This window comes from Collimonas arenae (assembly GCF_000786695.1).
GTDB classification, from domain to species: Bacteria; Pseudomonadota; Gammaproteobacteria; order Burkholderiales; family Burkholderiaceae_D; genus Collimonas; species Collimonas arenae_A.
Map to the genome: position 1 here is coordinate 3573954 of NZ_CP009962.1, position 12330 is coordinate 3586283.

The 12330-nt window shown below is 56.9% G+C and carries 11 protein-coding genes; 3 read left to right on the top strand and 8 right to left on the bottom strand.

Annotated elements, in window-relative coordinates:
- Window positions 1-121: 121 nt before the first annotated feature.
- The 5 genes from hppD to LT85_RS15780 form a co-directional block, all read right to left on the bottom strand.
- Window positions 122-1198: a 4-hydroxyphenylpyruvate dioxygenase gene (hppD, locus tag LT85_RS15760; RefSeq protein ID WP_038490487.1), complete on the bottom strand. Its 1077-nt coding sequence runs from the start codon at window positions 1196-1198 to the stop codon at window positions 122-124.
- 57 nt (window positions 1199-1255) lie between these two features.
- A complete protein-coding gene (locus LT85_RS15765) occupies window positions 1256-2518 on the bottom strand; it encodes a Glu/Leu/Phe/Val dehydrogenase dimerization domain-containing protein (RefSeq protein WP_038490490.1) in 1263 nt (420 codons plus the stop codon).
- Window positions 2519-2567: 49 nt separating this feature from the next.
- Entirely contained in the window at window positions 2568-3362 is a 795-nt protein-coding gene (locus LT85_RS15770) for an ABC transporter ATP-binding protein (RefSeq protein ID WP_038490493.1), read from the bottom strand.
- Complete coding sequence (locus LT85_RS15775; protein WP_038490496.1) at window positions 3362-4315, bottom strand: ABC transporter permease; 954 nt, start codon at window positions 4313-4315, stop codon at window positions 3362-3364. Before LT85_RS15775 ends, LT85_RS15770 begins: the two co-directional genes overlap by 1 nt.
- 147 nt (window positions 4316-4462) lie before the next feature.
- Window positions 4463-5437, bottom strand: a complete 975-nt coding sequence (locus LT85_RS15780; RefSeq protein WP_038490499.1) for an ABC transporter substrate-binding protein — start codon at window positions 5435-5437, stop codon at window positions 4463-4465.
- A gap of 214 nt (window positions 5438-5651) precedes the next feature.
- Between LT85_RS15780 and LT85_RS15785 the strand changes: the two genes are divergently transcribed.
- On the top strand, window positions 5652-6128 hold the full coding sequence (locus tag LT85_RS15785; protein ID WP_038496480.1) for an Lrp/AsnC family transcriptional regulator: 477 nt from the start codon (window positions 5652-5654) through the stop codon (window positions 6126-6128).
- Between the two features lie 111 nt (window positions 6129-6239).
- Here LT85_RS15785 and aceA read toward each other — a convergent pair whose 3' ends face one another.
- A complete protein-coding gene (gene aceA / locus LT85_RS15790) occupies window positions 6240-7535 on the bottom strand; it encodes an isocitrate lyase (RefSeq protein WP_038490502.1) in 1296 nt (431 codons plus the stop codon).
- 169 nt (window positions 7536-7704) lie between these two features.
- Between aceA and LT85_RS27330 the strand changes: the two genes are divergently transcribed.
- Complete coding sequence (locus LT85_RS27330) at window positions 7705-7827, top strand: hypothetical protein (RefSeq protein WP_301280468.1); 123 nt, start codon at window positions 7705-7707, stop codon at window positions 7825-7827.
- A gap of 22 nt (window positions 7828-7849) precedes the next feature.
- Here the strand turns inward: LT85_RS27330 and LT85_RS15795 are convergent, their stop codons facing one another.
- The gene (locus LT85_RS15795; protein ID WP_052135243.1) at window positions 7850-10240 is read right to left on the bottom strand and encodes a TonB-dependent receptor; all 2391 of its coding nucleotides are present in this window, start codon (window positions 10238-10240) and stop codon (window positions 7850-7852) included.
- Window positions 10241-10368: 128 nt separating this feature from the next.
- A complete protein-coding gene (locus tag LT85_RS15800) occupies window positions 10369-10725 on the bottom strand; it encodes a hypothetical protein (RefSeq protein ID WP_052135244.1) in 357 nt (118 codons plus the stop codon).
- 405 nt (window positions 10726-11130) lie between these two features.
- On the opposite strand from LT85_RS15800, the gene LT85_RS15805 reads away from it, so the two are divergent.
- Window positions 11131-12321: an efflux RND transporter periplasmic adaptor subunit gene (locus LT85_RS15805; RefSeq protein ID WP_038490505.1), complete on the top strand. Its 1191-nt coding sequence runs from the start codon at window positions 11131-11133 to the stop codon at window positions 12319-12321.
- The last annotated feature ends 9 nt before the right edge of the window (window positions 12322-12330 follow it).

The following is a 12330-nucleotide window of genomic DNA, read 5'->3' on the forward strand; positions in this document are numbered from 1 at the left end:
TACAACTGCGGCAGCGCCGCCATTTCGGCACTGCTAGGGTAAAGCTGCCCCGCCATCATAGCAGGACAACTTTCCCGCAAGACAAGTTGTTGCGAAAACACAACTTGCATCACTCAAATACTTATTCGGCCTTCAAAACGCCACGGCGGATCTGGTCGCGCTCGATCGATTCGAACAAGGCCTTGAAATTGCCTTCACCGAAGCCTTCATCGCCCTTGCGCTGGATAAATTCGAAAAATACCGGGCCCAGCGTGTTGGCTGAGAAGATTTGCAGCAGCAGGCGTCGGCCTTCATTGCTGGAAACGCCATCCAGCAGGATGCCGCGCATTTGCAACTGGTCGGCTGGCTCGCCATGGCCTGGCAAGCGCCCTTCCAGCATCTCGTAGTAAGTCGCCGGCGGCGCCACCATGAATTTGGTGCCCATTTTTTTCAAAGCATCCCAGGTTTTCACCAGGTCGTCGGTCGCCAGCGCGATATGCTGGATACCCTCGCCGCTGAACTGCATCAGGAATTCTTCGATCTGGCCCGAGCCTTTGGACGATTCTTCATTCAAAGGAATGCGGATCTTGCCGTCGGGCGCGCTCATCGCTTTCGATGTCAGGCCGGTGTATTCGCCCTTGATATCGAAATAGCGCACTTCGCGGAAATTGAACAGTCGCTCGTAGAAGGCGGCCCAGTGCGCCATGCGGCCACGGTACACATTGTGGGTCAGATGGTCGATGGTTTTCAGGCCGGCACCGACCGGATTGCGGTCCACGCCTTCAATGAATTCAAAGTCGATGTCATAGATCGATTTACCTGGCGTGAAACGATCGATCAGATACAGCGGCGCGCCGCCGATGCCCTTGATCGCAGGCAAACGCAGCTCCATCACGCCGGTCTTCATGTCCATCGGTTCGGCGCCCAGTTCTAGCGCGCGCTGGTAAGCCTTGTGTGCGTCCTTGACGCGGAACGCCATGCCGCAGGCCGACGGGCCATGTTCGGCGGCGAAATATTGCGCCGGGCTATGCGGCTCATGATTGATGATGAAATTAATATCGCCCTGGCGATACAGCGTCACGTCTTTGGAACGGTGGCGGGCTACCTTGACGAAGCCCATGGCTTCAAAGGCTGGCTCGATCACATTCGGCAGCGGCGATGCATACTCGACAAACTCAAAGCCGCACAGGCCCATGGGATTTTCAAAAAGGTCGGACATAAGGCACTCCTGGATAATTAAAGTCTGGTGGACTGGGTCAAATCGGATTGGCTAACATCATTGTGTGATGGCGGCAGTCTCCGACGTTTCTGGCGTAATCAGTTGTTGCAAGGCGATTTCAAAAGCCACTTTGGCGATACCGGTAGTGCTGGCCGAATTGCTGTGGCATTTTTCCAGCGCCGCTGCGACGGTGGCTGACACATCGCCGAAGATGGCCTCGTCGGATACTTCGACCTGACTCTGCATCAGGAAAGCGAAGGCGCGCGCCATGCCGCAGTTGGCGACGAAATCGGGAATCACCGCCACCCGGTTGTCGGCATACTCATAGATCGGACCGTAGAAAATATCGCTATCGGCAAACGGCACGTTGGCGCCGCTGGAAACCACTTCCAGGCCATTGGCGATCAGTTGGTCAACTTGTTCTTGCTTGACCAGCCGCGAGCCGGCGCATGGCAGGAAGATGTCGGCGCCAGTGCTCCAGATCGCTGCATTGCACGCTTCAAAGGACAGCATGTTTTCTGCGACCAGCTGGTTGCCCTGCTTGGCCAGGAACAAGCCATGTATTTCTTCGTAGCTGAAGCCGTCGGCATTGATCAGGCCGCCGTTGCGGTCGATGATGCCGACCACGCGCGCGCCGGCCTTGGCCAGGTAATACGCCGCAGTCGAACCGACATTGCCCCAACCCTGCACGATCACGCGCTTGCCTTCGACGCTGCCGCCATACAAACGGTAGTAATGACGCACCGATTCCGCCACCCCCCAACCCGTGATCAAATCGGCCACCAGATATTTGCGGCTGGCTTGCGGCGTATAGCGCCCATCTTCCACTACCTTGGCCACACCCATGCGCAATTGGCCGACTTTCTGGATCCGCTCCTTGTCGCTAGGCTCGAAATGGCCGTTGACGATCCCTTCTTGCGGATGCCACAGGCCGTAGCGTTCGGTCATCGGGATCACTTCATGCACTTCGTCGATATTCAGATCGCCGCCGGTGCCGTAGTAAGTCTTGAGCAAAGGTGTGACGGCCTTGTACCAACGACTCAAGACACCTGCCTTGCGCGGATCTGCAGGATCGAAATCGATACCCGATTTGGCGCCGCCGATGGCCGGGCCGGAGACGGTGAACTTGACTTCCATGGTCTTGGCCAGCGATTCCACTTCGCGCCGGTCGAGGCCGCTGCGCATGCGGGTGCCGCCGCCGGCAGCGCCGCCGCGCAAAGAGTTGATCACGATCCAGCCGCGTGCGGGGGTTTCGGCGTCATGCCATTCAAAGACGATTTCCGGCGCTTTGCTTTCAAACGCGTTCAGTAAAGCTTTCATACTTCTCCTTGATACTTCTCTGGTCTCTGGTTATGACGACCGCCCCCGCTTAGCCTAGCAAGAGCTTGTCGTCGTCGATTTTTTCACCACGTGTGGTTTCAAACATTTTCAGCAAATCCGGCACATCCAGGCCGCGCCGCTGTTCGCCGTGCACATCCAAGATCACCTTGCCTTCGTGCAGCATCACGGTGCGCGTACCGTAGTCCAGCGCCTGCCGCATGCTGTGCGTCACCATCATCGTTGTCAGCTGGCTGGATTCGACGATCTTGGCCGTCAGAGACAAGATAAAGGCGGCGGTTTTCGGATCCAGCGCGGCGGTATGCTCGTCCAGTAGCAAGATGCGCGAAGGTTGCAGCGACGCCATCAGGAGGCTGACCGCCTGGCGCTGGCCGCCGGACAACAGACCCATGCGGTCCGACAAGCGATTTTCCAGGCCGAGATTAAGGATGCTGAGTTTTTCGCGGAATACTTCGCGCATGCTGCGGTTGAGAGAAAACCGCAGGCCGCGCGCACTGCCCCGCTTCCAGGCCAGCGCCATGTTTTCCTCAATCGTCAGGCTCTCGCAGGTACCCGCCATCGGATCCTGAAACACGCGCGCCACCAGATCGGCGCGCTGCCAGCTTGAGCGCCGCGTCGCATCGGCGCCGTCGATCCGGATACTGCCGCTGTCGACCATCAGGTCGCCGCTGACCGCATTGAGCATGGTTGATTTGCCGGCGCCGTTGGAGCCGATCACCGTGACGAACTGGCCAGACGGAATCTCCAGCGAAAGACCGCGCAAGACCTTGTTTTCGATCGGCGTGCCAGGGTTGAAAGTGATTTCCAGATTATCGAGCTGCAACATCAGTTTTCCCCTTTCCGGGCCGCCAGGGCGTTACTGCTGCTAACGCCGGAAGGTTTGTTTTTTGGATTGCCGCGCATGCGGCCGAAGCTACGTTTGAAATTAGGAATCAGCAAGGCGAAGCCAACCAGCATTGCCGTCACCAGATTCAAATCCTGCGCCTTGAGGCCGATGAAGTCCATGTCCAGCGCGAGTGCAATAAAGAAGCGATACAGCACGGCGCCGAAAATACAGGCTGCAGTGGTAATCACCAGGCTACGCGCCGGCACCACTGTTTCACCGATAATCACCGCCGCCAGCCCGATCACGATGGTGCCGATGCCCATCGAGATATCGGCGCCGCCCTGCGTCTGCACGAACAGTGCCCCGGCCAGCGCTACCAGCGCATTGGAAATCGCCAGGCCCCATACCGTTTGCCGGTTGGTGGAAATACCCTGGGCACGCGCCATACGCGCATTGGCGCCGGTGGCGCGCATCGCCAGCCCGGTCTCGGAAGCAAAAAAAGCGTCCAGCAGCAGCTTGGCGACCAGCACAATCACTGCCATGACAATCGGCTGCACCCAGTAATCGGGAAGATCGCCGATATTGATCATGCTGAACACCGTCGGTTCGCTGATCAGCGCCACGTTAGGTTTGCCCATGATGCGCAGGTTGACCGAGTAAAGCGCAATCATCACCAGGATACTGGCCAGCAATTGCATGATTTTCAGATATACATTGAGGCAAGCCGTTACGCAGCCTGCAACACCGCCGGCCAGCAGCGCGACGAAGGTGGCCAGGAAAGGATTCCAGCCAGAGACAATCAGGGTCGCGGCAACTGCGCCGCCGAGGGGAAAACTGCCATCGACCGTCAGGTCGGGAAAATTGACGACACGGAAAGACAAGAACACGCCAAGCGCGACCAGACCGAAAATCAGGCCGATCTCGATGGCGCCAAGCGAAGCGATAAGCGACATAAACATCCTTAAATAAGCTGCGGAACCGGCCGCCGCGGCAATCCGTGGAGGATCGGCGGCGACTCAGCTAAAACACGCAAAATCAGGTAAACCAACATCTGCAAACAGAAAACAAGCGGATAGCTACAACAGCTATCCGCAGGCGTTTTATTCGTCGACTTTGGCAGACTTGATCAATTCCGCTGGCAAGGTCACGCCTTGTTTCAGCGCAGCCTTAGGATTCACGTGCAGCTCAAATGTGGTGCTGGTTTGCGATGCGATCTTGCCCGGTGCTTCGCCCTTCAGGATACGCACGACGATCTTGCCGGTCTGGCGACCCAGGTCGTAGTAGTTCAAGCCGATGGCAGCTGCCGCGCCGCGTTTTACCGCGCTGGTATCTGCAGCCACAACTGGCAACTTGGCTTGTTCCGCTACCTTGACAATGCCTTCGAATGCCGACATGACGTTGTTATCGGTAGGTGCGTAGATCATGTCAGCCTTGCCGATCAGGCTTTGGGCGGCGCTTGGTACATCGATGGTGCGAGCCGCAGCGGCTTCAACCAAAGTCAAGTCGGTGCCGGCCAGCTGTTTTTTCAAGGCTTCGACGATCGATACCGAATTCGCTTCACCAGGACTATAGATGATGCCGATGCGCTTGGCTTTCGGCGCTACCTGGCGCATCAGAGCGACCTGGCGGTCCAGCGGCGAGACGTCGGAAACGCCGGTGACATTGGTGCCGGAAGCATCCCAGCTCTTCACCAGTTTGGCGGCGACCGGGTCAGTCACTGCTGCGTAGACGATTGGTACGGTCTTGGTTGCGGAGACCAGCGCCTGGGCCGACGGGGTTGCAATCGCCACCGCTACGTCCGGCTGGCTGCCTGCATATTTGCGGGCGATCTGCGCCGCGGTGCCGGTGTTGCCTTGTGCGCTTTGGTATTCGAACTTCAGATTCTTGCCGGCCTCGTAGCCTTCTGCCTTCAACTCGTCCTTGACGCCATCGCGCACGGCGTCGAGCGCCGGGTGTTCAACGATGGCAGTGACCACCACCGTTTTGTCGGCGGCGTAGGTGGCAGAAGCGGATACACCTGTCAGGCTGAGCAAGACTACAGACGCAATAGCGGTACGCAAGAAAGGAAATTTCATGACTTTGTCTCCAAATGAGTCAGTTTGGTTGCCGGAAATCGGCCTCTTTATTATATTGCAACAGGGGTATATTCCGACTTGCTCCCATGTCGCTACATAGTTTATTTTGAAAAAAGTATAGCTTTGAACGCTAAAAATTGGTTTGCGAGTTGCGGCCGATTTTTATACGGTTATGAAATATAATTTCTCCATACTTCCGGAAATCGAGAATAAATTGCACAAAATTGATATCGATCAAATCGATCGAAAAATGTTAACTTTTTTGCAGCAGAACGGCCGCGTGTCCAATCTGGAGCTGGCGGAAGCCGTCAACCTGTCGGCACCGCAGTGCCACCGGCGCCATCGCCGATTGGAGGAAGCTGGCTTCATCGTAGGCTATGAAACCCGCTTAAGTCCAGCCAGCCTGGGCCTGTTTGTGATTGCCTTCGTCCATGTATCGATGGAAAAAGGCCATATCAACGACTTGTCGGGATTCAAAGCCGCCATCAACGAATGGCCGCAGATCCTGGAGTGCTACTCGATTACCGGGGATTTTGACTACGTGCTGAAGGTGACCGCGCACGATTTGAAAGAGTTGTCGGATTTTCTGATGGAAAAGCTGATGCGCATGCGCGGCGTCAGCGGCGTCCGCTCCAGCGTCTGCCTGGATGAAATCAAGGCGACCAATATGCTGCCGCTGCCGCCGGCCTGAACTTCTCGTCGAATAAAAAAAGCCGCATCCTTGTGGGATGCGGCCTTCTGAACCACTGCCGAGATAACACCAGCGGTCTGCCGGTAAGCCGGCGGTCAATAAACTTTTATATCAAGCAACCTTGGCTTCGAAGAATTGTTCATCTTCGGTCGAGCCGTGCAAAGCAGTAGTCGACGACTGGCCTTGCTGGATGGCCTGGGTCACCGCATCGAAATAACCGGTGCCGACTTCGCGCTGGTGCTTGACCGCGGTAAAGCCCTTGTCGGCTGCCGCGAATTCCGCTTCCTGCAACTCGACGAAAGCCGACATCTGGTTACGCGCATAACCGTGCGCCAGGTTGAACATCGAGTAGTTCAATGCATGGAAGCCGGCCAGCGTAATGAACTGGAACTTGTAACCCATGGCCCCGAGCTCTTTCTGGAACTTGGCGATGGTGGCGTCGTCCAGGTTCTTTTTCCAGTTGAACGATGGCGAGCAGTTATAAGCCAGCATCTTGCCTGGGAACTTGGCGTGCACTGCTTCCGCAAATTTCTTGGCGAAGGCCAGGTCCGGCTTGCCGGTTTCGCACCAGACCAGATCGGCGTATGGCGAATAAGCCAGAGCGCGCGAAATAGCCTGGTCGATGCCTGGACGCGTCTTGTAGAAGCCTTCGACAGTGCGCTCGCCGGTCAGGAAAGGCTTGTCGTTTTCGTCGACGTCGGAAGTCAGCAAGTCAGCTGCTTCGGCATCGGTACGGGCGATCACCAGTGTCGATGTACCGGAAACGTCGGCTGCCAGACGCGCAGCGTTCAGCTTTTCAACGGCTTCACGGCTTGGCACCAGTACTTTGCCGCCCATGTGGCCGCACTTCTTGACGGATGCCAGCTGGTCTTCGAAGTGAACGCCGGCAGCGCCGGCATCGATCATCGATTTCATCAGTTCGTAGGCATTCAATACGCCGCCGAAACCGGCTTCGGCATCGGCCACGATAGGCGCGAAGAAGTCGATATCGTTTTTGCCTTCCGACCATTGGATCTGGTCAGCGCGCTGGAAAGTATTGTTGATGCGCTTGACCACCAGCGGCACCGAGTTGGCTGGATACAGCGATTGGTCAGGATACATTTCGCCAGCCAGGTTGGCGTCGCCGGCGACTTGCCAGCCCGACAGATAGATCGCTTTCAGGCCTGCCTTGACCTGCTGCATGGCCTGGTTGCCGGTCAGCGCGCCGAGTGCGTTGACGAATGGCTCTTCGTGCAGCAGCGTCCACAATTTGTCGGCGCCACGCTTTGCCAGCGTATGTTCGATCTGTACCGAACCGCGCAAACGAACCACGTCTTCCGCCGAGTAATTGCGGGTAACGCCTTTCCAGCGTGGATTCTCGGCCCAGTCCTTGGCCAGTGCTGCGACTTGCTGTTCACGTGTAGTCATCGTCGTTCTCCTGTTAAAAACAAAAAGTGAAATCAAATCCGATGACTAAATAGTAGCCCTATCTGTGCGAGGCAACAATGTCTTATATAAGACATATAAGTATTTTTATTTACTTTAAATTCAATGACTTAGTTTTTAATTTTCGCGATGTGGAATAAAATTTCTGAGAATGAAATATGAAAATGGTGCCATGCATTTTCATATTTCATATTATGAAACGCAAATTGCGCATCCTGAAAAATGCAAAAAAAAAGCGGGGAGCAAGCTCCCCGCCCTGACCATCATGGCCTAGTCCACTAAAAAACCGGCTTTATTTAGAATGATTTTGTCATCGACAGATAGAAGCCGCGGCGCTGTCCGTACTGCGGCGCGCCGACGCCGATACCGGAACCGTCGCGAATTTCATACACTTTATCGAACAGATTGATCACGCTCAGGCGAGTCGTGACCTTGCCGATCGGGCTCTCGCTAAATACATGGCTGGCGCCCAGATTGACTTCGGTATACGCCGCCAAGTGATCCGTGTTAGCGAAACCGCTGCGCAAGCCGCTACCGAACAAGGCATCCGCAGTCCAGGTCGTGCTATGCCACAAATAAGAAACCCCGGTGGACGCGGTGATGCCCTGGTCGTGATCCAGGTGCACCCAGTGGTTGGAGATGTAGCTGAGCTCATCCTGGCCAAAGTTGTACTGGCTGGAGACGATGTTCTTGCCCAGCGCGACGGAGCGCGCCACATTCAGATAAGCCGACAGGTCGTCCTTATGGTAGTTCAGGGTCAGCTCCAGGCCGTAGACTTTGCCCTGCTGGTAGTTAAACGGTGTATACAGCAGCGCCGAACCGAATTGCCCTTCATCCAGCAGGTTCTTGACCTTCTTGTAGTAACCATCCAGCCCCAGCGTCACGTGCTGGGTCAGCTGATGATTGACTCCGAGGTCGAAATAATCCGAGCTTTCCGCCTGCACCGGATCGTTCTGGCTGGTAGGCGAAGCATTGGTGGTGCCGTTGAAACTGGCGATGGTGTCAGCGCCGATCAGTTCGCTGGCAGGCGGCGTGAAATATTTGGCGTAACCGGCATGGAAGGTGGTCCGCGGCGTCATCTGGTACACCACGCCGATGCGCGGGCTGAACTGGCTGGCGCTCACATAGGCATTCACCTTGTCGGTGCGGGCACCGTAGTTGACAGTCACCTTGTCGTTCAGCTTCCATTCATCTTGCAGGTAGATGCCAGCCTGGTTGGTGGTCTTCTGGCTGCTATCAGCCAGGGAAATTGGCTGCGTAGCCAATTGCGCACCGCTATCGTCGGCCGGGAAAGTCAGCGAGTTGTCGCTGTTTTTCAAATTCTCGCGCGTGTAATTGACCCCGGCGCGGATAGTGTGGCTGGCATTGAGGCGATAGCTGGCATCTGCCTGCAAGCCGTTGGCCAGGCCAGTGCGCAACACACGCGACGCAACGCCGGTATATAACAGGTCGCCGACCTGGTCCGGCTCGAACAGCACCTTGGAGTAGCGACTGAAGGCCGCCACCTGGTAATCGATGTCGGAACCGATTTTCCCCTGCAGAGCAAGAATGCCGTAACGGTTGGTTTCATGCTGCCGTTCATTGACGTTGGCGGATGGATAGTCGGTCACGCCGTCAAGCTGAAATTGCGGCGTCTTGCCAGCGCTGTTCGGTATCTGGAAACGACCATCCGAATTACCCAGGATCAGGCTGACGCGCGTATCCGGATCGAGCAGATAGGAAAAATAACCGAAGGCCTTGCTTTGCAACGTGCGGTCGTGCAAGGCGGTAGACGAACCGGTCGGGTTTTCGATGCCCAGGTTATTGCTCTCGAAGGAACCGTTGATGTAATAGCTGAAAGAATCCGTGCTGCCGCTGACGTCGCCGCTGACTTGGCGCGTGTTGTTACTGCCGATCTGCACGCCGATGTTGCCGCCATCGGCCAGCTCGCCGGTCTTGGTGTGGATATCGACCACGCCGGCGGTGCGGTAGCCGTATTGCGCCGGCAAGGCGCCGGTCAAGACGCTGACGCTGTCGACAAAGCGCGTATCCAGGGTCTGGCCGAAACCGGAAATACTTTCCGGCAGGATGATGCCGTTGAGACGGTATTGCAGGTTGGCGTGATCGCCGCGCACGTGCAGTTGGCCGAAGGAATCCTGTGCGACGCCGGGCGCACGCAACAAGACTTCATTGAATGCCGTATCTTCACCTTGCGGCATCGCGGCGATTTCCTTGCGGCCGATGCGATAGATGCTGCTGCCGGTTTCGACCTGGATACCGTTGCGAGCCCGGTCCAGGCGGTCAGCGGTGACAACCACCGCATTGCTGGCGTTGACTGTGCCGGTCTGGCTGGCCTTCAGGGTAACGTCGGCGGTGGCGCCATTTTCGTCAGCCACCGTGACTGTACCGTTTTCCGACTGGAACGATGGCTTGCCAACGCTGATGGCATAGCTGCCGGGCGCGATGTCGCTAAAGACAAAATGGCCTTGCTGATCGCTCTTGGTCGTACCGACCGTTTTGCCGGTAGCGTCTTTCAAGGCCACAGTAGCGTCCGGCAAGGGATGGCCGAGCGCGTCGTGGACGGCGCCGCTGATTTGTTTCGGGGCGGACTGCACATCGGCAGCAGTGGCGATAGCGGGTATGGCAAAGCCGTAAGCGAGCGCAATCAGGGCGCCTAATTTTAGTCGGCGCAACAAGCGTGTTTTCATTCTCAAACTCCGATAAGACGAGTAACTCGACCAGGCATCCGGCATGGCGCAACGTGAGCAGACAGCCGGAAAACCGATGCAGGCAGCTTTGGGTCAAGCCGCCCGGGGTCGAAACAAATGGTAAAACGTCAAACCGGGGAGAACGGCGGAGCTTGGGAATGCGGCGTCAGATATTGCTTCTGCGCGGGAGTAAATGCATAGACCGGCTCGACCGTGCTGTTATAAGCAAAGATCAGGACCGGCGTGAGGACCGGCACCGGGCTGGAAGGAACAGGAGAAGGAAAATCGGCAGCAAGATCGCAACTGACGCAATCGGTCGAATTTTCGGCCAGGCTGTGATTGTGGAACGCCATCCCGACCAATTGCAGCACCAGGATCGCCAGCGCCAGCCACAAGGCGCACTGCTGCAAACGCAGTCTGAACCGGCGTCGCGCATGAAAATGCGTTTCGACAATCAGGCGCATGGCGACGCCCCGATCCAGCAAGCTGTCATTCCACCCTTCCAAACCGCAGACGCACCCAGCCCACGCGCTGGCTGCCGCGACGACGATTGAGTTGATCTGGTTTGACGAAGCATGCGATGTAAGCCTGTTGCGATGTAAGCCTGCTGATATAAGCCCGCTTTGCCAGCAGGAAATAAAATCCGGAACTGCAAGCAGAGAGTGTAATCGCGAATCGGCATTGCTTGCAAGACAATTGCAACACAGTTGCACGATTTATTAGCTATGCCAGAGCACGAAGATCAGTAGTTGTGCGTCGGCATTCGGGTGACTCCGAACCAATGCGTCAAATAGCATGGTGTATGCAAAATGTTTCTACGCGGCTAATGCAAGTTCCTCCATAATATGCCACGACTTTTTCCCTGGCCTGTCACATTTACAACGGTAATCATGACAAATTCATCCTCGCCCCTGGTCTCGCCTGCGCCTTCGCGCTCACGTTTCGGCTGGCGCAAGCCGGTGATCCTGTTACTGATGACGGCGCTTGCAGGGGGCGGCTGGTTTGCCCTGCGGGCCAAGGACAGCGACGCCAAACAGGCCAGCAGCGAGCAGCCAAAGAAGCGTACATTCGAACTGGCTGCCAGCGATGTCGCGCTGATCGATGCCCGGGAGCTGCGGATTACCTTGCCGCTGTCGGGATCGCTGACGCCGCTGGCGCAAGCCACTGTCAAATCCAAGGTCGCCGCCGAAGTGCGCGAAACTCTGGTGCGTGAAGGCATGCAAGTCAAACGCGGTCAGGTCATCGCCCAGCTCGACAGCGCTGACCTGCGGGCACGCTACGCCACCCAGCAAGCCACGCTGGACGAAGCCAAGGCCAAGCTGGCGCTGGCCAACAAGAATCACGACATCAACCAGATGCTACTGAAGCAAAAATACATTTCGCAAAATGCCTTCGATACCGCGCACAACAGCGTGGAAGTCGCGGAAGCAACCGTCAAATCAGCCTCGTCGCAACTGGAAATCGCCCAACGGGCAATGGACGACGCCACCATCCATGCGCCGATAGACGGCATCATCAGCAAGCGCGAGATCCAGCAAGGCGACAAGGTCTCGCCCGATTCGCCGCTGTTCTCCATCATGGACCTGAGCCAGATGACGCTGGAAGCCCAGGTGCCCGCCAGCGAGATTCCGCGAGTCAAACTGGGCCAGGATGTGGCGTTTGCGGTGGACGGTTTCCAAGAGCGCCGTTTTTCAGGCAAGGTAACCCGTATCAATCCCGCTACCGAAGCCGGTTCGCGCGCCATCAAGGTGTATATCGCCGTCAATAACAGCGACGGCGCACTGAAAGGCGGCATGTTCGCCAAGGGCTCAATCACCTTGCAGAAATCTGCGGTGCGGCCGCTGCTGCCACTGACCGCGTTGCGCCGGGAAAACGGCGTCGATATGGTCTATGCGGTCGAAAACAATCTGATCGTAGCGCAGCCGGTGACGCTGGGCTTGCGCAACGACGATGAAAACCTGGCCGAAGTGACCTCAGGTCTCGCACCAGGCGCGCATGTCATCGTGGTCAAGCTGGATGGCGTCAAGCCTGGCAGCGCAGTCAAGATGGTGGAAGCCGTGAGCGCCAAACGCGCCAGCTAAGGAGATAGA